The following is a 22,534-nucleotide window of genomic DNA, read 5'->3' as shown; positions in this document are numbered from 1 at the left end:
CCTGACGGCCCGTCAGGCATTGTCGTCGTGCCTGACGGCACGACTGTGTGTACGGTGCAGGGGTTGGCCCTGACGGGCCAACTTAGTTGGTTTATGCGGGAGTTGGCGGGCCTGACGGCCCGCTCAGCAGGGATGATGTCCTGCCTGACGGCAGGACGTGGTGAGCGACGGCCCCTCCCCTGGCGGGGAGGGATGAGAACTGAGGGTTGGGGTGTCGGCGCCTGCCGGCGCCGGTGATGTCATAACGGGGTGGTTGCACAGTTATTTGAGTTGTCTGCTGCTCCCCTGACGGGGAGTGGGGTGAGCTATCCGGCTGTCGCCGGACTGAGCGAGTGTCTGTTTCTCGTATTGGCTTGGAAGTTGTCTCTGGCCTTCGGTCCTGGCCTGGGGCTATGTACTCGTGGCGAGTTGCACGCCTGGCGGCGTGCCGGGTTCTCACGCACTCTGTGCCTTGGGTGTGGTGTGCACAGTTGGTTTGGACCGAGGTGTGGCTGAGCTTCTTCGAGGTTGCCGTCTTCCCTGATGGCTTGGGTTGACCGGCCGAATGCTATTCATCCGCCGGGAGGCGGCCGACGTAGTGCGGCTGGCGATTTCCTGCACAGTTCGGTCAGTTCCCCTTAGAGGTCCTAACAGAAGTTGTTGATCAAGTGACCATCGGCTCGTCTGCTCGTTGCCCGGGGCGTGGGGCGTGGGGCGTGGGGAAGCGTCAGTCGTGGCCGTGGATCGTGTCGGACGAACTGTGGTCGCTCATCGAGCCGTTGTTGCCCGAGCCGGGGTCGAAGCTGGTGGCGGGTCGGCCTCGGGTGCCGGACCGGCAGGCGTTGTGCGGGATCCTGTTCGTGCTGCACTCCGGGATGCAGTGGGAGTACCTGCCGCAGGAGCTGGGCTTCGGCTCCGGGATGACCTGCTGGCGGCGCCTGGCCGCCTGGAACGAGGCCGGCGTGTGGGAGAAGCTGCACCTGGTGCTGCTGAGGAAGCTGCGGTCGGCGAAGAAGCTGGGCTGGTCGAGGGCGGTGATCGACTCCTCCCACGTCAGGGCCGCCCGCAGGGGCCCAAAAGCGGTCCCAGCCCGGTCGACCGAGCACGGCCGGGCAGCAAGCACCACGTCCTCGTCGACGGCCAGGGCATCCCGCTCGCGGTGTCGCTGACCGGAGGCAACCGCAACGACGTCACCCAGCTCCTGCCCCTGCTCGACAAGGTCCCACCGGTCGCCAGCGTCGTCGGCAGGCCGCGGCGACGGCCGGACATGCTGTTGGCGGACCGCGGCTACGATCACGACAAGTACCGGCGGCTGCTGTGGCGGCGAGGCATCCGGCCCGCGATCGCCGAACGCGGCCGGCCACACGGCACCGGCCTGGGTATCTTCCGCTGGGTCGTCGAACGTACCATCTCCTGGCTGCACGGCTTCCGTCGTCTGCGTATCCGCCGGGAGCGACGCGACGACATCCACGAAGCCTTCCTCGGCCTCGCCACCTGCCTCATCACACACCGCCACGTCCAACGCCTTTGTTAGGACCTCTTACTGGTTGACGCCGATACGGCGTGAATGGTGAGTCTTTACACGTTTCTCACCAGCACGTCAAACCCAGTGGCGGCGATGGTGGAGTTCGACGGCCTCGCGGTCATCGTCCTGGATTGCCAGATCGTTGACACGGAGGGACGGATCATCGAGGAGTCGAGACGTGTCGTCCCCGGCGTCAGGGCTCGGCTGCAGGCTTCCGCGAGCCAGGCAACCGATCTTGACCTGATCTCCGTCGGCGGTGATCTCCTCGCGGGTGGTGCGGCACGGCCCTCGCGGTGCAGGAACAGGACATCTCTGTCGAGCAGGTCGACCAGCACACCAGCAAGCTGGCCAGACCCGTGCTGGAGCTGGTGGCCGATCTCACGAGCTGCTGGCGACCGCCGTCTGTGCGGCAGGAGATGCTGGAACGAGGCGAGAGTCCCCGGTCAGTCCAGCTCAAGTGGCCTGCCAAACGTTGCCCAACTACGCAGTGCCGTGCGGTCCACCAGCGCAATGCCATACCTTGCTGCTGCCTGTTCCGCGTCCTGAGTGAAGCGTGCGTTCGTCACCATGAGCGGATGCGTGGCCTGGTGGTCCGGCCTGGCCGTTCCGTTGAATGTCTGCACCTCGGGCGATCCGATCTTGGCGGACGGTGATCTTCGGAGCTTGCATTGCACGACGATCCGTTCACCGCCGCTTCCGGTGGCGATGACGTCCGCTCCCCTATCACCGGCGCCCCCATGCGCACGCTGCACCTCGTATCCGTCGCGTTCCAGGAGCGAAGCGATGAGCTTCTCAAACTCCCGGCCCGAGAGGTTGCGTATCCCCTCAAGGGAGATGCTGGCGCTGCTGCGGAGATATTCCTGCCGCTTCTGTTCTTCCGCAGCCAGCTCCTGCAACTCACCCCGGTAGGTTTCCATGCAGCAGGCGTAGCGTTCCCGGGCACGGTTCAGCTCTTCAAGCAGTTCCCCCAACGGAGCGGCCTTGGCCGAAGGGAACTGCGTACGCTGCTCTCTCATCAGCCGGCCGAGGTCCGTCAGGACATCGTCACGGACCTTTTCGGACCACTGGATGGCTTTGTCCGCAAGGGACACCAGCCCGTACAGGTCTGCCTTGAGGATCTTTTCCGCCGCGCAGCGCCCGTAGCGGACGGTGTCCTGCGGGACCGTCACGTCTTGGAGAGTCCGGACAGCATTCATGCAGCGGGTGAGTTCGGCCGCCACCTCCTCGCGCAGCCCATGCCAGTCGGACAGAAGTTCGTCCGCCAGGCGTCCTTCCATCATCCACGCGAACGCGGCCTCCAGGTCCACAGGCGTGGCCTGCTCAAGCGCCGACTCCAGCACACTCCGCACCGTGCGCTCCGGTGACGGCCGGACCAGGTCCGCAGAAGGATCCAGCAAGCTCATGCGCACAGCCTAGAAACAACCACTGACACAACATCCGGGCTGAGCCCGCCGAATCGCCACCACCAAGAGACTTTAGCTAAAGCTTCTCCCCAACTACTGCAGCATTGGCTAAAGTTCCTCGCGCAGGGCGGGATACGCCCGCCCTCCCAGCGAAGAGGGGCTGCCTGCCATGCGCATCATCGAGGGATCACCTCAGGAGATTGTGGAATACGAACGCCTCGCCGACCGTACCTCTCAGACCTCGGCCACCGCGGACGCAGTGCCCTCCCCCGAGATCGCCGAGCCGGATGCGGCCGACGAGACGGCGGCACTCACCGGAGCGGCGCCACTGCCGGCCGCGGACCACGTCGCCCTCATGAAGTACATCTACGGACGCGCGGGCAAGAACCATGAGCGCACCGTCCAGACAGAACGGTTCATCAAGCGGCTCCTGGAGCAGGAGAACGTAGTCGTGGCCTTCGGCCGCTCTTCCAGGACCTCCGACGGCCTCGCTGACTACCTAATGATCCGCGACAACGGCCCTCAGCGCTACGGCGCCGCAGCCTACCTGCGCCCCAGCAATGGAGGCCTGACCGTGCGCCTGGGCCCCGACGACCTCGAAGGCCTCGGCCTCGACGAGCAGGACGGCCGCATCCAGCGCCGGAACGTCGCCCCTTCCGACCCTTACAAGATCAACTGCCCCCTCACCGACGACGAGGCTGCCGGACTCGCCTTCACGCTCCTGGGCGCCGCCCTGGACATCGTGCGCAGGGAGTGACCCCGTCTCTGCAGGTCGGCACGCCGATCAGATGTCGATCACGTGCGGTTGCCGTGCTCCAAACAGTGCAGCTCGGAGCCTTGCCCATGCAGATGTCGTAACTACACGGATTGCGCAGGCAGGAGCGGTTGCCACGGGAGTCGTACGCCTTGTCGGCCCGGACCCGGTCTGGACGCTTGCGCGGCCTGCCGAGCCCCAACCGGGGAACCCGGATGGCTTCCAGGACCGGCTCGAACTGCGGGGAGTCGCCCCGCTGCCCGGCCCTGATCACAACGGACAAGGGCTTTTGCCCCTGCTCGACCGCGAGGTGGATCTGGCTGGTCAGTCCGCCGCGGGAGCGTCCGAGGCCGTGGTCGGCCGGCTCGACGAAGATCCCGCCGGGCGGCTCCTTCTGCAGATCCCCCTTTTCGCCGCTCCGGCGGCGTGCTGATGGGCCAGGCAGACGGTGGAGTCGACGTTGACGTCCCAGGTGATCAGGCCCTTCGCATCGGCCTCGGCCCGGAGCTGGGTGAGGATCCTCGCCCAGGTGCCGTCCCGCTGCCAGCGCAGGAACAGGTCATAGACCCGCTCCCACGGCCCGTAACGTTCGGGCACGTCCCGCCAGGAAGCACCAGTCCGCGTCCGCCACCGTATGCCGTCTGTCAACTGCCGCCGCGTCCACACCTGCGGCCGACCCGGCTTGATGCCCATCGGCAGCAAGGGCTCAAACCGGGCCCACTGGCCATTCGTCAGATCACCACGTCCCACAGGACATGATCATCAACGAACAAGATCCACTTTCGCAACAGACCCTAGCCCCCGGTGGCCGATCAGAATCGGATGGTTTCGGCCTTTACCGATCAACTGCCCGTCGGGGGAGGCTCTTCCTCTCTAGTCTGATCCCTTGGTGCCTCCCGGCTGCGGTATCCGGGAACGAGCCGGAGGTCGGAGAGACGTGGGGGAAGAGCAGTTCGATGGCCAGGACGGCCTGGAAGAACGGGACGAGCGACGCGATCTCTTCCGGTACGTGACAGCCGAGCACGCGACCGACTACCTCGCGATCATGGACCTGTTCACGCAGACACTGCTGACCGACCTGTCGGCTGCCGAGGTGAGCGAGGCACTCGCCAAACGCGGCATTGCCCTCTCCCCTGAGAGCGCCGAGGAACGCTGCAACCGTCTGGTGCGTTGGGCGAACCTCATGCCGGCCGCACGCGACCCACGCGTGCCCACGGTCGCCGCGCTGCGGCACACGCGGGCACGCTTCCAGATCACCCGGCTCGGTGGGACGGTGCACCGGGAGGTCACCAAGGTCCTACACCTGCGCGACGGTGCACGGGAAGTGGCGCGGGAGCTGCTCGGCAGCATGGCCGTGTTGCTGACAAGGATCCTGCGCCAGGCACGCCAGCCACGCAGCGTCGACGCGGAGGTGCTGGCGGCCGACGTCACGACCGTCTTCGCCAACCAGGCCTACTTCGCCGACAGCATCCGCGACTTCTACGCCTATCTGTCGTCGGTTCTGGTCCGCTACGACCTGGCGGGCGAGGAGTACGCGTCGTTCAAGGGGCTGTTGCTGGAGTACGTCCACCTCATCGACACCGACGTCTCCCGTCACTCGCCCGCAGTCCTGAAGTGTCTGGAAGAGCTGCAGCCCGTCCTGGACCGCGTCCTGACTGCCCTGGACAGCCTTCCGGGCCTGGCTTCCGCGGACGGCGCGCCCGTCGAGAGGCTGCCGGGGCGGCAGGCCGAGGACTGGGCGCAGTTGCTGTCCTGGTACAGCGGCGGGGACGGCGGCATGTCCGGCCCGGCGCAGCTGCGGTCCGCTGCCGAGTCGGCCCTGGGGCAGCTGCTGGCCAACGCACGGCGCATGCTCGCTCCGGGAGGCACGGGAGGGGCCCGGCGCAGTGAACTGCTGCATCTGGCTGGCCTGTTCGCCCAGGCGAGTGTCGAGGAGGCCCACCGGGGTTTCTCGGCCGCCTTCGGCGCGTACCCCGCGCGGCATTTGGGTTTCGGTCCTGAGGAACCCGACTCGCGCAGTACCGCGTCGACCTCGTGGTGGGATGCGGCGCCCGTGGATGTTCCGGTCTCCTTGCGGGAACGGGGCGATCGCACAGCGCGCGGGCGTGCCTCCCGTGTCCCCGACCCGGGTATGGACATCGCCCGCTTGCAGGAGGAAGCCGCGCGGGAACTCGCGGCGCGCAGGGCCGCCGGGGCTGAACTTGCCGCAGCGCGCGCGCTGAACGGGGTCCGTCTGACTCCTGCGGCCCGTGACTTGTTGCTGGAGCTGGTGTCCGCGGCGCTGGCCAGGGGGAAGAGCCTGACGGAAGCGGTGCGCGCGGAGGACCTCGACCTCGATGTGGCCGTGGAGGTGGCCCCGTCCGGCAGCGACACGGTCGTCAGGTCGCTCGACGGAGACACGACATTCGCGGGTGTGGCGTTGACGGCCTCCGACGCGGGCGCGGACCGCGTCGGCGACGCGCCGGACGGTGCGCAGGGCCAGGACGCGGGGCCGGGTGCCAGCCAGCAGCCGCCCTCGGCTGCCGCGGGAGGCTCCCAGTGAGCGCAGATGCGGGCCGGCCGGTGTCCACCACGGCCCAGCACGAGGCGGCGGAGCGTCGTCAAGCGGCCCGCACGCTTTTGTCGTGCCCCGTGCTGACATCACACCGGCAGCCGGACGAACTGGCCTTGGTGCGCCGGCATTCCACTGCTTTGCGGTCCACGTTCGCAAGGCTGCTGGGCTACCACCTCATCGTCGAGCCCTCGTTCGCCCGGCTGGTGAAAACCCCTCCGAGCGCGGACAGTCCCCCGCGCACCGTGAGGCGGGGAGACAGCCCGCCGTTCACCCCGCACACGTACGCGCTGTTCTCGCTGGCCTGTGCTGCGCTGCTCACGCCCGGGACAGGGGAATGGCTGCTGATCTCCTCTCTGGTGGAACAGGTCCGGGCCGACGCGGTCACGGCCGGGGTCGAGCTGCGGGACACACCTGCGGACAACCGCCGTCTGGTGCAGGCCGTCGGGCTTCTCATCGACTGGGGCGTGCTGACCGAGACCGACGGATCACTGTCTGCGTGGAGCGAACGGCGCGAGGAAGGGGTGCTACAGATCCATCGCCCCCTGCTGCCGCATGTGCTGCCCCGTCCGCTGCGCAACGTGGTCTCACTGGCCGACCTTTTCGAACCCATGCCGGCCACAGCGGCGTCCGAGCCCCGGCGCAGCCTGCGGCGGCGTCTGGTGGAAAACCCTCTGGTGAGGCGAGAAGACCTTCCTGAGGACGAGCGCGATGTCCTCTCTCGGGAGCGGTCGGAGCTGTCACGGCTGCTGGAGGAGCACTTCGGGCTCTCGCTGGAGGTGCGAGCGGAGGGGGCAGTTGCCTACGACACCGAGGGAACCCTCAGCGATGTGGCCTACCCCGGCCCGGGCACCGTGCGCCAGGCGGCGCTGCTGCTGACCGACGCGCTCACCGATCTGGCCAGGCCGACCGGGGACCGCCCTGACCTGGTGGTGTCGTGGGACACCGTGCGCAGCGAGCTGGACAATGTGACCGCCCGTCATGCCAGGGCGTGGGCCGGTGCTTTCGTCGCCGATCCGGACCGGTTGCGAAAAGAGGTCGTCGCCCTGCTCGAGTCCATGTCGCTGGCCCGCAGTCTGCCCGACGGGCTGGCGCTGCACGCGGCAGCGGCCCGGTACCGTCCCGAACCTCACGCTCGACCGACACGTGCGGCACAGCGGTTCGCCGTGACCCGCCGCCGGGAGGCCGACGAGCCGCCTTCCGATGCTCTGTTCACCGAGTCCTTCCTCGGGGAGGCACTGTGAGTTCCCTCATTCCCGGCCCGCGCAAGCACGACAGCTCCTTGGGTGACCGGCCGCCCGTCGGCGCGCGCCCCTGCCGGTGGCGGCTGAACCGGGCGGGGATCGTCAACGTCTGGTTCTACTTCGACCAGCGTTTCATCCTCTCAGGGGGCCGGCTGGTGCTGCGGGGCTCGAACGGGTCCGGGAAGTCCCGGGCCCTGGAGATGCTGCTGCCGTTCGTCCTGGACGCCGACCGGCGCCGCATGGACGCCACCGGATCCGGCAAGGTCCGGCTCGAGGACCTGATGCGGGCGGGCGGCGACGGTCAGACCAACCGGCTCGGGTACGTATGGCTCGAGCTCGCCCGCAATCCTGAGGATCCCGGTGGAGGTGAGCAGCGCACGGAGTTCTTGACGGTCGGCGCGCTGATCCGCTTCTCGCACAGCACCTCGGAAGCGAAGGCCTGGTATTTCCTCACCCCTTTGCGCGTGGACGAGGAGCTGAAGCTCTTGGACGCCAGCCGCGTCCCACTGTCGAAGGAGGGCCTGGCCGCGGTCATCGGCGCCGATCGTGTGACCTCGTCCCCGGACGTCCACCGGGACCGGGTGCGCGCGGCCGTCTTCGGCCTCCATGGCGACCAGGGGCGCGAGCGGTATGCAGGGCTGTTGCAGTTGCTGCACACACTGCGCTCGCCCGACGTGGGCAACCGCATCGACGAGGGCCGCCTGCCCCAGATCCTCTCCGACGCCCTGCCGCCATTGTCCGACAAAGCCATCGCCACAGCGGGCGACGAACTCGACGGGCTGGAAGAGACCCGGGCGGCGCTGGACCGGCTCGAGACCGCCTACGGTCACGTCGCTGACTTCCTGCGGGTCTACACCCGCTACGCCACAGGTGTTTGTCTCACCGCCGCCGACCGTACCCGGGCCGCAGCCGTCCTGGCCCGGGACACCGATGCAACGGCCTCGCAGCAGGAGACGGCCCATCTCCAGTTCGTGAGCGACCATGCCGATGCGGTGGCCCGGACCGGCGAGCTGGAGGGGTACCGCGATGAGCTGGAGGCCACCGTCGCCGGGATCCGGCTGTCGAGCGAGTACAAGGCCGCGCGGGAGCTGAACGAGCGTCTCAGCACGCTGAAGGCACTGGAAGGGGCCGCCCGTAACGCCCTGGCCACCGCCACGGGTGCCCGTGCGGAAGAACAGCGCACCGCCGACGCGTGCGACGAGGCGGGGATGGACGCTGCGGCCACTATCACGGAGATGGCCGACGCCGTTGGCGAAGCACGCCGGCTGCTGGACGGGGCGGGGCTGAATGTTCCTCTGCCGAACGCTCCTTACGTCGAAGTGCTCACCCCGGATGTCCACGTCGAGCCGGTGCGCACGACGGTGGATGCCGACCCGGAGCCTGTCCGTCGCCCGTCGGCTCTGCGCATGGCCCCTTCACCCGAGGACGTCACCACGGCCATCGAGGCGTTTTTGGCGGCGACTCCCGCTCTGCTCTCCGCTGCGAACAGCCGTGCCCAGCAGGCTGCGGCTCGTGCCGCGGAGGCGGAAGAGCTGACGTCCTTGCTGCAGACGCTTCACCGCGCCCAGGACCGGGCGGAGGACGCGGCCGAAGACGCCGCGGCGGCAGAAGGGCGAGCCGAGCAGGCGGAAACGGACCGTGACGAGGCGGCGGTGCAGTTGGCCATGGCGTGGCGGGAATGGGCCGATTCCTCCGGCTCACAGCGCCTGCTCGGCGCCATCGACTGGAGCAGCACGGCCGTGACCGCCCTCCTGGAGGACGTGGAAGCTCTGGCGGGAGAGGGAGCCGGCCCGGAAGCCGACCGTGAGCTTGCGCGGCTGGACGCCCTGGCCCAGCAGGTGGCCGCTCCGGCCAGGGCGCGGCACGCACAGCAGGTCGCGGCACTTAAGGCCCGGGCCCGGCAGGACACCGCCCGGCGTGAGGAACTGCTGGCCGAAGCAGAAGAACTGGGCCAGGAGCGGGACCTTCCCCCCGTGGCGCCCGACTGGCTGGACAACCCTCCCGACGGCGCGCCGGCGCTGTGGGAGCTGCTGGAATTCCGTCCCGAGGTGGACACCCAGGCGCGTGCGGGTATCGAGGGAGCGCTGCTCGCCTCGGGGCTCCTGTACGGCCGGCTCACGCGGGACGGCGATGTCGTCGCGGGCAAGGGGCAGTTGCTGCTGAGCTCCGGCCGTCCGGCGGCGTTGCGCTCACTGCGGACTGTGCTGGCCCCGTCTTGCAGCGATGCCGCGGATGCGGCGCGCGTCGCTTCCGTCCTTGACCAGATCGCCCTGAGCCCGGGACACCCTACCTGGGTGTCGACCGACGGGTCCTGGGGGAACGGGCCGCTGACCGGGCGCCATCTGCCTTCGGCGGCCCGCTACATCGGAGCTGCCGCTCGCGCGGCTGCCCGTGCGGCGCGTCTCGCCGAGATCGACCTGCTGCTGCGAGAACTGCAGCAGGCGGCGCAGGCCCGCAGCGAGGAGCAGGATGCATTGGAATCCTGGCTGCGGCAGCTGGAAGAACATCTGATGCAGGCTCCCCGCTCCGTCCAGCTTGCGACGCTTCGGCTGCGGGCCGCTGCGGCTCGCAAGGACGCGGTCGCCTCTCTCAGGCAGGCAGGCGCGCTCGCGGAAGAGGCGGAACGGCTGCAGCGGGCATGGGCGGCCCGTCACCTGCGTCACCGTGAGGTCTGCACAGCTTTGGGTATGCCCGACGACACGGAGGGACTGCGGAGCACCCAGACCAGCGCGCAGCAGGCGCAGACCGCCTGCAGGAATCTGCAACGGGCCGGTGAGGCGGTGGCCAAGCACCTCGCCCGCTGGCAGCGCTTGGCCGGGCGTCTGGAAGAGGTCCGCGAGGCGCGCGGTGCGGCGGAGCGGGACGCCGAGACGGCGAGTCTGGCCTGGTCGAGGGAAGCCTCGGAGCTTGCCGCCCTGCGGGAGAGTCTCGGCTCCAGTCCCCAGAAGGTGCACGAGCTGTTGGAGGCGGCCGAACGCGAACTGAAACAGACCAAGGATGCCCTGCAGAGTGCCCACGCCGATGTTCTGGCTCTGACCGGCAAGGTGGCCGCGGCGAAGGAGAAGGCCCACGGCGCCCGGGAGAAGGCGCGGCAGGCGCGGCAGGCGCTGGTGCTGCAGGCTCAGGCGCTGCATCGGCGTCTGAGCCACCCGGCTTTGGCCGTGGCCCTGGAACCCGGCACCATCGCTCCCCCGGCGCTGTTGTCGGCAAGTAGCGGCGCGGAGGACGTCCTGGCGGCAGTGCGCGAGATGAGGGCAGCCGTGCGGCGGCCTGAGAGCACGGCTGACGCGACGGCGCTGGTGCGGGCCCAGTCGGTGCTGGAGCGTCATACAGCCGGCGCCTACGACGTAACCGTCACGGTCGAGGACGACCTCCATGTCGTGGAGCTGACGGATGCAAGTGGTCGGCGCCACGTCGCTGATGCCGCAGCGGACCTGCGTGAACGGCGCGACCGTGGGCGCAGTGCGCTGACCGAGCGGGAACGCACGGCCTTCTCCGCCTTCGTGCTGGGCGGGATGGCCGAAGAGCTGCGCAACCGCATCCAGGAGGCCGAACGGCTGATCGAGGCGATGAACGAGTCGCTTCTCCCCATCAAGACCAGTCACGGTATCGGCGTGCAGGTCCGGTGGCGTCTGGCCGACTCGGCCAACGAGCACGTCATGCGGATCAAGAAATTGATGCAGCGCGACGTCAGGGTGCTTCGCGACGAGGAGTCCGAAGAACTCATCACCCGGCTGAAGGCACTCGTAGACGTGGCTCACAGCAACGATCCCCAAGCCGGGTACGCCACCCATCTGCGCACCGCTCTCGACTACCGAGCCTGGCATGTCGTGGACGCCTACATCACAGGCCCCGGTCCGAAGCAGGAGCGCAAAATCAGCCGACGGGCCAAACTGTCGCAGGGCGAGACGCGTTTCGTTTCCTACGTGACCCTGTTCGCGGCCGCCGACGCCTACCTCAGCGGCCTGCCCGACACCGGGCGCGCGCTGCGGCTGATCCTTCTGGACGACGCCTTCGCCAAGGTCGACCACCGCACCATCGGGGAGCTGATGGCCCTCCTGGTGCGCATGGACCTCGATTTCGTCATGACCGGTCACGCCCTGTGGGGGTTCTTCGAGGAGGTTCCCGCGCTGGATGCCTACGAGGTCCGGCGAGCCGAGGGCACTGCCGCCGTCACCACGCACGTCCACTGGGACGGCCATACCCGCCATCTGCGCGCCGCGTCATGAGCACAAACGCCGTCCCTCGCCTGCCCGGCCCCATCCGCAGCTACCTCGGCGACCCCAGCCTCACCAGCCTGTGGGGGGCAGCCCGCCAGCGGCTGGAGCGCAACCGCCTGGCGCCCACGGGCACTGTGCAGGTCCAACTCGACACGGAAGGCGCCAACCGGCTGGGGGGGTTGCTCGGCACCCGGCTCGCACCCGGCCTGCGCCGTATCCAGCTGGGCGCGCTGGACGCCGCCTTGCGTGCATCGGCCGCCCAGTGCGGGCTTGTCAGCGTGGTCGCGGACCTGACCGGCCAGCCTCTACACGACCGGGCATCGGCCAAAGAAGCACAGCAGACGGCATGGACGGCGCTGTGGCAGCAACTGGACGCCGACCTGACCCGTGCCGGACTGAACCACGCCGCCTGGGTGCCGGACTGGCTGACAGAGCTGCGCAGCACCGGCGTCCTCACCCGCGCCGGCGTCGACGCCGCCGCTATCGCGCTCAGCAGCACCGTGCGCGTCTTCACCGCGCTCACGCATACCCCGCTCAACCCTGCGAACGGCGCCGAACCGAATGCGGCCAAGCAGTGGGAGCTGGGCGAGCTGGCTGCTCACACGACGGGAGACGCCCATGGGCTCGATGAAGGACGCCTCGCCGGCCTTCTGGTCCTGAAAGCCATTGCTACGGCCTGCGGCATGCTGCAGGCCGACTCCACGGCAGGACGCCGGGCACTGTGGGAGCGGGTCGGGGTCAGCATGGATTCGCTGTCGGGAACCGTCTTGGTGTGGGGGCTGGCTCCGCCGGGAGAACATTCCTGGGCACGGATGATGCGCACGCGACGTGACCTCGCGCTGGTGACCCATCTGACACTGCAGGAACTGCACACCGTCCCCGATGCCCGCCTGGCAGAGCAGGGACAGACCGTGTACTTCTGTGAGAACCCACAAGTGCTCCAGGCCGCTGCCCGTTACCGTCTTCCCGGCATCCTGGTGTGCGGCAGCGGCAATCCGTCCGCAGCCGGATGGGAACTGCTGCAACGTCTCACCAGCGATGGCGCGGATGTCGCCTATCACGGCGACTTCGACTGGCCTGGTGTCGTCATCGCCGACCGCGTGATACGGGCAGGAGCCCGCCCTTGGCGTATGTACGCAGCGGACTACCTCAGCGCGCTCGCCGAACTGCCCGCCGACCAAGTTCTTCCTCTCACCGGGCCGGTCACTGCCACACCCTGGGATCCCGACCTCGCGGCCGCCATGGCCCACCATGGCCTCGCTGTACACGAGGAAGCCCAGATGCACCGCCTCCTTTCAGACCTCCGCCGCGACGAAACGGGCCGGGACGGAGAGGTGCTTGTATCTCGCTGAAGCGCTGCTCCCACCTCACCGTAGGGCGACGGGCAAAGCGGTGCGGGAGGCAGTCTGGTGCCACTCACAGGGGCATGGTTACTCGGCGGCACGCCAGCCGCTGCAGCGGCTGGCAACCACCCAACACCGATCCCATGGCTGCCATCAGCCGGGAAGCCGACGCTCGGTGCAGGCCCTCACGGATGTCCTGAAGGACCACTACGACACGCATGGCATCCCTCATCCCGTCGAATGAGCCATCGCTGGAGCAGACCCGGGCGAAGTGCATGCACCCTTGGTCTCGGGGAAGTCAGAGCCCGAGCTCGGCAAGTGCCGCTATCCGCTGCGGGCTTAGGCTGGAACGCCGACGGCGTAGGTTGCTCAGCCACTGCCCCAACCGCACCTGGTGCCCATCGATCTCCTCGATGTGCCGCTGCGGGACGTCGAGATGTCCCTCTCGCTCAAGGTAGGCGCGTGCGGCAGCGAGTCCGCGTTGGAAGGCTCGCTCCCTCGGAGGCAGCGGGGTGTCCTCGGTGTGCGGGGCGTGCAGGTCCGGCAGGTCGGGTGCCAGTTCGTTCAGCAGGCGGCGCTGCTCGGGGCGGAGGTCACTGGTGCGCTGACGCTGGGCTGTGAGCCACTCCCCCACCGCTGCCGGGTCCTGCTGTATCTGCCGACGGGCCGCGTGGTAGGCGCGTTGCCAGGTGATCGGCCAGGGTGGGTTCCACCATGGGTCCAGGGCAGTGAGGGTGGCGGCGCGTTCTGTGGTGAGGTGGTGGGCACGGGTGCGCTGGGTGGCCAGCCAGCGGCCGAGGGGGAAGCCGTCGTGGAGGTAGTCGATCGGAACGGCGAGGTGGCCGTTGTGGGCAGCGTAGGCGGCTGCGTGTGCCAACCCCCGCTCGAAGGCCTGCTGGCGGGGATCCCAGATGATGCCGAGGCGTTCAAGGGCTTGGGTGCGGGCCGGGTCGAGGGCGCCGGTGGTGTGGAGGTGGCGCTGCCAGGTGAGCCAGCGGCCCAGGGGGTAGCCGGTGGGGTCCTCGTAGGTCTGGGGGACGTCGAGGTGGTGGTGGGTGCGGTGGTAGCGGCGGGCGGTCATCAGGCCGCGGCGCCATTCGGCGCTCTTGGGGGCCAGGACCCGAAGCGAGAGGGCGAGGGCGACTTCTTCGGCCTGGGTGGGCCGGTCGAAGTGCAGCCAGGCGTCGGGGTCCTCGCCGGGCATGGTGGGACGGTGGGTGCGGGGATCGGCTAGGCGTGCTTCGAGGCGGTTGTCGTGGGCGCGCAGGGCCTGGATGGTGCGCCACAGGGGGGTGTAGGCGTCGGCGCCGAGGAGGTCGTCGGGGTCTTCGCCGGGGGTGAGGTAGACGGGGACGACGAGGGTGGCTTTCTTGCCTGCGCCGGGTTGTTGGCGCAGGGCGCGGCCGACGGCCTGGACGGTGTCGACGGGGCTGTTCTTGGGGTCGGCGAAGACGACGGCGTCGATGGCGGGTACGTCGATGCCTTCTCCGAGGACGCGGGCGTTGGACAGGAGGGCTGGGGTGTGGGGGTCGGTGTGGGAGGCGAACTCGAGCAGGAGGCGGCGGCGGATCTGGGGGGTGTGGTGGCCGCTGAGCCAGTCCGCCCATAGCCCGTCGGGGCGCAGGGAGGCGGGGAGGGTAGCGGCGGTGTCGTGGAGGGTGGTGGCGAAGGCGCGGGCGTCGGCGACGCGGTGGTGGAAGGTGAGGATGCGGCGGAGGTGGTGGTCGTGGATGGCGCGCAGGGCTGCGACCTGGCGGCCGGCCAGGCGCAGGCCGTCGACGCCAGCGCCGGGGCCGGTGGCGAGCCAGTCGCGCAGGTCTTCGTCAGTGACGACGGGGACGAGGATCTGGTAGTCGGCGAGCAGGCCGAGGTCGATGGCGTCGGAGAGGGTCAGCCGGTAGGCGACCGGGCCGAAGATCTTTTCGTCGTCCATGGAGGCGACCGCTTCCGTGTCCCCGTCGCGGTCTTCGTCCGGGTCCCAGATGCGGGGGGTGGCGGTCAGGTAGAGGCGGTGGGCGGCGGGGAGCTGGTCGTTGTGGTGGACGGCGGCCCATGCCTTGCCGAGGCGGCCGGCGGTTCGGTGGGCTTCGTCGACGACCACGAGGTCCCAGGGGGGCAGGTGGTGGTCGTGGTGGGCGGCGAGGACGGCGGGCAGGGAGGCGTAGGTGGCGTACGCGGTGACCGGGCCGGGGCGCGGTGGAGTGGCCAGGGTGGTGAGTTCGCCGGGGTCGGTGGTGAGGGGGGTGTCGGCGCCGAGCGGTTCATGGTCGAGGGCCTGGCGGGCGGAGCAGACAGCGATGGTGGTGCCTTTGCGTCCGGCTGCGCGCCAGGAGCGGATCGTCTGGGAGAGCAGGTCCAGTGTGGGCAGAAGGACCAGGACCCGGCCGCGGGGGGCGACGCGGGCGGTGGTGCGGGCGGCGATCAGGGTCTTCCCGGTGCCGCAGGCTGCAATCACGCTCGCGCGAGAGTGCTGGGCCAGGGTCTGGGCGGTGGCAGCCACCGCGTCTTTCTGGTGGGGACGGAGCGTCAGCTCAGTAGGGGTCATGGACGTGGGCGGCTTCCAGAGGCTCGGCGGTCATGCGGCGGCAATGCGGTGGTGGGCGAGGTGCTCCAGGACATGCTGGTGGGCTTCCCAGCCGTCTGGGAATTTGGCGGGGACGCCGAGGTGGACGGGGTCGTTGGAGGGGTGGTGGTCCAGGAGGTCGGTGATGCCGGCGCGGGCGACCATGATGCAGGCGTGCCGGTGGCGTGAGGCGAGTACGCAAAGGCGGCCGGCTTCGAGGTGGAAGGCGGAGGCGTCGCGTCGGCCGGATAGGGGGTGCAGGACGATTGTGACGGCGAATTCGCGGCCCTGCAGGCGGTTGGCGGTGTCGGCTCGCACGCCCTGGGTGTGGCGGTTGTGGTTGAGGAGGTGCTGGATGTGGCGGGCCTGTTCGCGGTGAGCGGTGCCGATGGCGATGTCGGTGGGCTGCAGGCGGCGGCCGTGGGGATGGTTCTCGCAGACGGCTTCGGCGCCGCGGGTCAGCAGGCGGGCGGCCAGGGCGACGGTGGCGTGGGTGGCTTCGGTGTCGATGCGTGCGGTGTGCCGGGGCGGGAGTTCGTGCAGGGCCCAGCCGGTGCGGGCGGCTTCCTCGACGGTGGCGTCGCAGGGGTCGTGCAGGCCCTGGGTGGTGAAGGTGAGGGTGCGGGTGGCGGGGGCTGTGCCCGGCTGGAAGGGTGTGAAGGGGTAGAAGGCCCGGGAGACGATGCCGGCTGCTGAGGGGGGAAGGCGCCAGGAGACGGGGAGGGTGCGGACGAGGGCGTCGTTGTGGTTCGTCAGGACGGTGACGGCGTTGTTCAGGGGGTCGTAGGGCAGGCCGGTCCATCGGGGGGTGCTGATGATGGAGAACGGGTCGAGCTGTCCGGGGTCTCCGACGAGGAGGGCGCGGTCGAAGAGTTTGGCGATCAGCAGGAGGGCGTCGGAGCGCATCTGGTAGGCCTCGTCGATGATGGCCCACTGCCAGTGGGGGCCGTCGATGTACGCCCATTTTGTGGCGGTGGCGATGATCACGTCGCAGGTGAGGACGTCTTTGATGTCCGTGCTGATGATGGTGCCGGGCAGAGCCCGGACGTTTTCGGGGACCTCGTAGGTGCCTCCGGTAAGGCGTCCCAGGCGCAGTCGGGGGGCTGCGGCGGGGTCGGCGAGGCGGATGAGGAGGTCGTCGACCTGATGGTTGGTCTGGGCGACGATGATGCAGCGTTCGCCGGCGGCGGCGAGGGTGCGGGCGGCCTGGGCGACGAGGGTTGATTTCCCGGCGCCGGGGGGCGAGTCGACGACGAGGGGCTGGGTGGTGGTGCCGCTGGTGAGGGCGGTGAGGATGTCGGTGACGGCCGCTTTGGCCAGGCGAGCGGGCGGGGTCGTGGTCAAGGCTTCTCGGTCTCTTCCAGGGCGGCGGCGGGGTGGTTGTGCTGGGGGCCGCCGTGGGTCCAGGGGGTGTTGTCGCGGCTGGGGAAGGGGGGTCTGCTGAAGAACTCGGGGGCGAAGGTGAGTTCGAGCTGGTCCTCGACGGCGGGGACGGAGTCGCTTCGGGGTTTGTTCACCGTGCCGGTCAGGGTGGTTACCTCCAGCAGGAGGTCGGTGCCCTGCTCTTGGGGGGTGATGGCGCGGACGGCCAGGTGGACGCGGGGGTTGTGGGGGCCGGCGAGCAGGTGGCCGGGGTCCAGGCGCACCGGGTCGGTGGTGTGCAGGGTCAGGCGGGGGCGCAGCCGGGGGCCCCTGGTTCCGGGGATGGTGTGGTGGGCGTCGACGTGGGTGACGGTGCCGGCGAGGGCTTCTCCGGTGGTACGTCGCTCGGCCATGAAGAAGGGGTCTTCCAGGGCGCGGTGGGCGTCGAAGGCGGCCTGGGCCAGCTCCAGGCGGGCGAGGCGGCGGGCGGCGGAGACGGGGTCGTCCTTGATGGGCTGGGGGCGGCCGTCGGCGGTGAGGTAGGTGCGGTAGGCGGTGAAGCGGTCGCGGTCGGCGGCCCAGCGTCGTTGGGTGTCGGGTGTCTCGGGCAGGGTGCGCAGCAGGCCGAGGGCGCGCCAGGCGTCGTCCCAGGTGGGGCGGAGGTAGGTGTGGAGGAGGTCGTTCAGGCGGTCGGTGTGGCGTGCCATGGCGGCGGTGTTGCCCTCTGCGGCGGCGGTGTCGTAGGCCGTGAGCAGGGGGTCGAGTTCGAGGGTGTCGAAGGAGGGGTCGGTGGTGGGGCCGGCGGGCCGGTGTAGTCGGCCGTCGGGGCCGGGGAGCTGGGGGTTTTCGGTTTCGAGGGCGGCGCGCAGGCCCGTGGTGCCGGGTGGGGGGTCGATCCAGGCGAGGAGGGCGGCGAGGTGTTCGTCCTCCAGGCGGCTCTGGCCGGTGATCCAGCGGGTGGTCAGCAGGTCGGTCAGGGCGAGGAGGAAGGCGCTTCCGGGGTGTTCGGCGTGGTCGGCGAAGAAGGTGAGCCACTGTCCGAGGCGGCCGACGCTGTGGGCCGGGTCGTGGCCCGGGGGTGGCTCGGTGAAGCGTAGGGCGCGGCCCAGTCGCTCGGTGTAGGTGATCGTCTTGCGGTTGGCGACCAGGAGCTGTGGGGCGTGGGTGTGCCGTTCGCGGGCGGGTTTTTTGCCTTTCGCGGGCAGGCGTTCGGTGTTGTGGAAGCTGTCGATGTAGGTGAGGACGTGGTCGGCCAGCTCTTGCAGGAGTGTGGTGGGCCGGCCGTGGGGTGGTGCGACGAGGAGGTGCGGGTGGGCCGGGTCGGTGCCGAGCATGACGGCCAGCGGGGTCGCTTCGGTGCCGGAGCGGTTGAGCGGCAGGAAGATCAGGGGCCGTTCGGTGAGGTGGAAGTGGCTGACGAGGCTGGCGTCCTGGGCCGTTTCGGTCTCGGCTGCTTCGAGGCGCAGCAGGGTGGACAGGCGGGTCATGCGGACTCCCGCAGGTGGGTGCGGATGGTGTGGGCGTGCCGGAGGGCGGCGGCCAGGTCGGCCTGGTCCGGGGCGGGGCGGCGGGTGTCGTCGGCGAGGCGCAGGGCGGTGCTGATGTGGTCGACGCCGCCGAGGTCGTCGCGGATGTCGCTGCCCAGGACGTCAATGAGGCCTTCGTCGCGGGCTTCGCTGCGGCAGACGTAGGCCAGGTCGCAGAAATGGCGGCAGGTGGGGGTGTAGCGGGCGGGGGCGGTCTGCAGTGCCGCGGTGAGGTCCTTGGTGTCGCGGGTGGGGCGTTCGTCCCGGTCGAGGGCGAGGTCGAAGGTGGTGTAGGGCGGCAGGGCGTCGAGCAGGGGTTCGATGCGGGTGAGGCGGTTGAGCTGGCGGGTGAGGGCGGCGATCTTCTTGCGTGCGTCGACGATGCTGGCGGTGGGGGTGCGACTGAAGTTGCGGGGGGTGATGAGGATGATGTTGTGGGAGACCATGTCCTCGTCGATGCCTTCCGAGGCGAGGAGTTCACGCAGTGCGAGGACGTAGGCGGCGGCCTGGGTGACGGTGGCGGCCACCTTCGCCGGGTCGGCGCGGCCGTCGAGGACGGCGAAGGACTTGATCTCGATGATGTGGAAGACACCGTCGACCTGGAAGGCGACCACGTCGGGTTCCAGGTAGACGGGATGGCCGGCGACCGTGAGCTGCAGGATGGGGTGGTCCAGCAGTGTACGCATGGGGCGGGGGGAGCGTGCCGCTTCCAGGACGGCGGTGCGGGTGTAGGCGTGGCGGACCGGCAGGGAGGCGTCCTGGCTGCCGACGGCGGCGAGGTCGGTGTGGGCCGCCTCGTGCAGGGGCAGGCCGAGGACGTCGCGCAGCAGGCGCAGGAGTTCGGCGCCGCCGTCGGCCTTCACTTTCTGCTCGAAGATGGCCCCGTTGCGCAGGGCGATGGAGGACTTGGCCAGCGGGCGTGGTTTGCCCAGGTGGACGGCGATCGCGTCCTTGTCGACGCCGGCGGCATCCATCAGGGCCCGGCGGGCGCAGCCGGGGTTGGTGGTGAGTGCCGCGAGGGTGCGGGCGTCGTGGCTCTTGGCGGGGACGGGGCCGCGCAGTGCGTCGAGCCGGTCGTTGAGCAGACTCACGGATCTTCCTTGCGGGACGGGTGAGGTGGGGTCAGGGGACGGAGCGCAGTCGGCGGGCGGACTCGAAGGAGCCGCCGAACAGCAGGCCGGCGGTGTCGAGCTGGCGGCGGGCGCGGGCGGCGGCCTGGGTGCGGGTGGTGGTGTCGCTGGCGGCGTGCAGAGCGAGTTCGTCCTGAGCGGCACGGCGCAGCAGCGTCAGGTCGACGGGGAGGTCGGCTCCCCTCGGGTGGGATGTGGAGGCCTGGGCGCCGGGGATGTTGCGTGCGTAGTGCAGCAGGAGGTGGTGGGCGGGCAGCGGCAGGGTGTCGCCGCTGAAGCGATCTGCGGCGTCGGCGATGTTCAGCGCGCCGGTGAGGAAGTGCACGCGGGCGCTGAGCGGTCCGACGATGCGCTGTTCCAGGGGCCATGTGCTGACGGTGAGCAGGCCGCGGGCGGGTGAGAGCAGATCGGAAGTGAGGGCGGGGCACAGGTAGTAGGGGCGGGCGCCGGGTGCGGAGCGGTAGGAGCGTTCTTCGTCGCGGCGCAGGCTGGTCAGCCGGGAGGGCGCCAGGGCACCGGCGAAGAAGGCTTCGTGGACGGTGCTGATGAGCTTGGGAGCTGCGGGCACGGCGAGCAGTGTCAGGACTTGGTGGACCTGCTCGCGCGCGGGCAGTACGACCGGTGGCTGCTGTGCTGGTTTGTTCTGGGTCGGGGTGCGGTGCGCCTTGTCGTCCGCGGGCGTCTCCTCGGTGTCCTCGGCCTGCTCGAACAGGGCGTCCCAGGCGCGCTGGGTGCGGCGCAGTTCGGCGCGGAGCTGTCTGACCTGCTCGCTGTCGCGGGCCAGTTGGGCGCTCCGCATGGCCTGCTGCAGCTGTTGCATGCGTTCTTCGAGTGCGTCCAGGTGCTCCTGCATGGCGGCCACCCTACCGCATTCCAGTGTTTTCCAGGTTTCTCCTGTGATTGCTGTTGTAGAGTCTCTGTCACTTCGTCAACTGCCGCTGGCGCGGGAGGCGTCGGTCAGTCCTGCCTGCACCGAGGAGAGCCGTCCATGAAAGCCCTGCACACATCCGACTGGCACCTGGGCCGCACGCTGCAGCGCCGCTCCCGGGATGCCGAGTTCGACGCCGTTCTGGCCGAGATCACCGCCATAGCGGAGGACGTGCAGCCGGACCTGATCGTGCACAGCGGTGACCTGTTCGACTCCTACCGGCCCGCGCACAAGGACGTCCTGCGTGCGATGCGCTGCCTCAACGGACTCGCCGACATCGCCCCCACCGTGGTTCTGGGCGGCAACCACGACTCCCCCGAGCTGTTCGACCTGCTGAACTACGTATGCGCCCTGCGGCCGGACGCCGGCCAGGGCCGTCTGCGCTTCGTGCACAGCCGCGGCGACAGCGACCCGGGGACGGTGCTCAACTTCGCCAGCCGCGACGGACGCGAGCGGATCCGTCTGGCCGCCCTCCCTTACGTGCACCCCAACCGCTACCTGCACCTCTTCCCCGGCTTCGGGACCACCGAGGGGGCCTACGCGGCCGGTCTGCGCACCCTGCAGGACGGGCTGCTCGCGCGACTGCGCGACGGCTATGCCCCGGACCGGGACGTGTTGCTGTTCACCGCCCACCAGTACGTGGCCAGCGCCGTACCCGCGCAGAGCGAACGCATGTGGGAGGCACGCGAGCCCTACGCCACCGACCCCGCCGCCCTGCCGGCCGTCGCCTACTGCGCGCTGGGTCACATCCACAAGCCGCAGCCGGTGGGGACCGGCCGGCTGCCGGCCCGCTACGCCGGCAGCCCCCTGCAGATGGACTTCGGCGAGAGCGAGGAGACCAAGAGCGTCACCGTCGTCGAAGCGGGGCCCGGCCGGCGCACCCTCATCACCCCGCGCACCCTGCACGCCGGACGGCGCCTGGCCCGTTTCCACGGCACCCTGGAGGAGTTGCGGGCCGACGCGGACCAGTACAGCGGCGTCTACCTCAAGGCCGTCATCCGCAGTGACGAGCCCATCCCCCGGCTGGGGGACAAGGTCACCGAGCTGGTGCCCCAGGCGACCGTGGTGAGCATCGAGGAGGACTGCGCGGCCACTCGCACCAGCGCACTGACCAGTGCCGACGCGGCCGACGACGGCACCGTTGACCTCACCGCGGCGTTCGGCGGCTACCTCGCCGACCGCGGCACCCCCGGGCAGAGCACCGACGAGGTGGTGGCCGCCTTCGCCGGCCTCCTCGCCGCGCCGGAGTCCACGCTGCCCGGCTCCCCCGCCGAGCAACTCCTCACCGAGGCCCTCGCCACCCCCTGGGCCGGCACCGCCGGCAGCCGAACGGAGACGGCATGAAGATCGTCAGCCTGACCTTCTCGGGTCTGCGCAGCTACCCCGGCACCTGCGGCCCGCTCGACTTCACCGGCAAGAACCTCGTCGGCATCCTCGGCGACACCGGTGCCGGCAAGACCAGCCTTCTGGAGGCCATCACCGCCGCTCTGTACGGCAGATGCTCCTGGACCGACCGCGCGGCCCAGCTGCGGGCCGACGACTCCGCGACGATGATGATCGACCTGGTGTTCGCCGTGGACGGCCGTCAGTGGAGGGTGCACCGCGTCTTCCACGAGACCCGCCCCACCCAGGCACGGCTGACCGGCCCGGACAACAAGAACATCGACGGTGTGCGCGCCGTCGACGAGGCCATCCGTAACCTCATCGGCATCGACTACGCCACCTTCCACTCGTCCGTCCTGATCCCGCAGGGCCGCTTCGGTGAACTCCTCAACGCCAACGACGCCGAGCGCACCCGCATCCTGAAGTCCATCTTCGGCGTCGAAGAGCTGCACCGGGTCCGCCAGCTCGCGCTCGATGCGACCTCGCACCTGAACGAGCTGCTGCACCAGGCGGAACGGGAGAACGACCGGCTGCACGAAGATCCGCGTGCTCAAGCGGCAAACGCACGCGAACGCCGCGACAAGGCCCTTGGCGACGCTGCCGACCTCGACGGCCGCCGGTCC

At 69.8% G+C, this 22,534-nt stretch carries 16 protein-coding genes; 8 read left to right on the top strand and 8 right to left on the bottom strand.

The genetic code is table 11. From position 1 onward, the window contains the following. Positions 1 to 722: 722 nt before the first annotated feature. Positions 723 to 1,513 (top strand): IS5 family transposase gene (locus ABD350_RS37650; RefSeq protein WP_382467006.1). Its coding sequence is split into 2 segments (ribosomal slippage): positions 723 to 1,044 and positions 1,044 to 1,513, totalling 792 coding nucleotides; the frame shifts between segments, so codons are not numbered across the junction. Between the two features lie 434 nt (positions 1,514 to 1,947). Here ABD350_RS37650 and ABD350_RS37645 read toward each other — a convergent pair. Then, the gene (locus ABD350_RS37645; RefSeq protein ID WP_344353939.1) at positions 1,948 to 2,907 is read right to left on the bottom strand and encodes a restriction endonuclease; all 960 of its coding nucleotides are present in this window, start codon (positions 2,905 to 2,907) and stop codon (positions 1,948 to 1,950) included. A gap of 169 nt (positions 2,908 to 3,076) precedes the next feature. Between ABD350_RS37645 and ABD350_RS37640 the strand changes: the two genes are divergently transcribed. Next, positions 3,077 to 3,664 carry a hypothetical protein gene (locus ABD350_RS37640; RefSeq protein WP_344353938.1) on the top strand — a complete coding sequence of 196 codons (588 nt, stop codon included), beginning with the start codon at positions 3,077 to 3,079 and terminating at the stop codon, positions 3,662 to 3,664. Here the strand turns inward: ABD350_RS37640 and ABD350_RS37635 are convergent. Continuing rightward, positions 3,621 to 3,977: a transposase gene (locus ABD350_RS37635; RefSeq protein ID WP_344353942.1), complete on the bottom strand. Its 357-nt coding sequence runs from the start codon at positions 3,975 to 3,977 to the stop codon at positions 3,621 to 3,623. The genes ABD350_RS37640 and ABD350_RS37635 overlap by 44 nt on opposite strands. Before the next feature lie 8 nt (positions 3,978 to 3,985). Then, the gene (locus tag ABD350_RS37630; protein WP_344353936.1) at positions 3,986 to 4,354 is read right to left on the bottom strand and encodes a transposase; all 369 of its coding nucleotides are present in this window, start codon (positions 4,352 to 4,354) and stop codon (positions 3,986 to 3,988) included. A 244-nt stretch (positions 4,355 to 4,598) separates the two neighbouring features. On the opposite strand from ABD350_RS37630, the gene ABD350_RS37625 reads away from it, so the two are divergent. The 4 genes from ABD350_RS37625 to ABD350_RS37610 are packed head-to-tail and all read left to right on the top strand — an operon-like array spanning position 4,599 to position 13,028. Continuing rightward, complete coding sequence (locus tag ABD350_RS37625) at positions 4,599 to 6,203, top strand: TIGR02677 family protein (RefSeq protein ID WP_344353934.1); 1,605 nt, start codon at positions 4,599 to 4,601, stop codon at positions 6,201 to 6,203. Further along, the gene (locus ABD350_RS37620) at positions 6,200 to 7,456 is read left to right on the top strand and encodes a TIGR02678 family protein (RefSeq protein WP_344353932.1); all 1,257 of its coding nucleotides are present in this window, start codon (positions 6,200 to 6,202) and stop codon (positions 7,454 to 7,456) included. The genes ABD350_RS37625 and ABD350_RS37620 overlap by 4 nt, the downstream gene beginning before the upstream one ends. Then, the gene (locus ABD350_RS37615) at positions 7,453 to 11,685 is read left to right on the top strand and encodes a TIGR02680 family protein (protein ID WP_344353931.1); all 4,233 of its coding nucleotides are present in this window, start codon (positions 7,453 to 7,455) and stop codon (positions 11,683 to 11,685) included. Before ABD350_RS37620 ends, ABD350_RS37615 begins: the two co-directional genes overlap by 4 nt. Further along, positions 11,682 to 13,028, top strand: coding sequence for a TIGR02679 family protein (locus tag ABD350_RS37610; protein ID WP_344353928.1), 1,347 nt, complete (start codon positions 11,682 to 11,684; stop codon positions 13,026 to 13,028). The genes ABD350_RS37615 and ABD350_RS37610 overlap by 4 nt, the downstream gene beginning before the upstream one ends. A gap of 289 nt (positions 13,029 to 13,317) precedes the next feature. On the opposite strand, the gene ABD350_RS37605 is transcribed toward ABD350_RS37610, so the two are convergent. From ABD350_RS37605 to ABD350_RS37585, 5 genes are all read right to left on the bottom strand, one after another. Continuing rightward, positions 13,318 to 15,519, bottom strand: a complete 2,202-nt coding sequence (locus ABD350_RS37605) for a DEAD/DEAH box helicase (protein WP_382467003.1) — start codon at positions 15,517 to 15,519, stop codon at positions 13,318 to 13,320. A gap of 75 nt (positions 15,520 to 15,594) precedes the next feature. Then, positions 15,595 to 16,926 carry an AAA domain-containing protein gene (locus ABD350_RS37600; protein ID WP_344353924.1) on the bottom strand — a complete coding sequence of 444 codons (1,332 nt, stop codon included), beginning with the start codon at positions 16,924 to 16,926 and terminating at the stop codon, positions 15,595 to 15,597. Beyond that, complete coding sequence (locus ABD350_RS37595) at positions 16,923 to 18,431, bottom strand: hypothetical protein (protein WP_344353922.1); 1,509 nt, start codon at positions 18,429 to 18,431, stop codon at positions 16,923 to 16,925. The genes ABD350_RS37600 and ABD350_RS37595 overlap by 4 nt, the downstream gene beginning before the upstream one ends. Further along, positions 18,428 to 19,561 (bottom strand): hypothetical protein, encoded by a 1,134-nt coding sequence (locus ABD350_RS37590; protein ID WP_344353920.1) that lies wholly within the window; start codon positions 19,559 to 19,561, stop codon positions 18,428 to 18,430. The genes ABD350_RS37595 and ABD350_RS37590 overlap by 4 nt, the downstream gene beginning before the upstream one ends. 31 nt (positions 19,562 to 19,592) lie before the next feature. Beyond that, on the bottom strand, positions 19,593 to 20,453 hold the full coding sequence (locus ABD350_RS37585) for a hypothetical protein (protein ID WP_344353919.1): 861 nt from the start codon (positions 20,451 to 20,453) through the stop codon (positions 19,593 to 19,595). 135 nt (positions 20,454 to 20,588) lie between these two features. Between ABD350_RS37585 and ABD350_RS37580 the strand changes: the two genes are divergently transcribed. Both ABD350_RS37580 and ABD350_RS37575 read left to right on the top strand, forming a co-directional pair. After that, entirely contained in the window at positions 20,589 to 21,872 is a 1,284-nt protein-coding gene (locus ABD350_RS37580) for a metallophosphoesterase family protein (RefSeq protein WP_344353918.1), read from the top strand. Continuing rightward, positions 21,869 to 22,534 (top strand): AAA family ATPase (locus tag ABD350_RS37575; RefSeq protein WP_344353916.1); only part of this gene is annotated, 666 nt, incomplete at its 3' end. The genes ABD350_RS37580 and ABD350_RS37575, both read left to right, overlap by 4 nt.

The sequence above is a fragment of the Streptomyces nogalater genome (genome assembly GCF_039532885.1).
GTDB lineage: Bacteria > Actinomycetota > Actinomycetes > Streptomycetales > Streptomycetaceae > Streptomyces > Streptomyces nogalater.
Note: the sequence above shows the minus strand (reverse complement) of the source record. Positions and strands in the feature narration are given on the sequence as shown.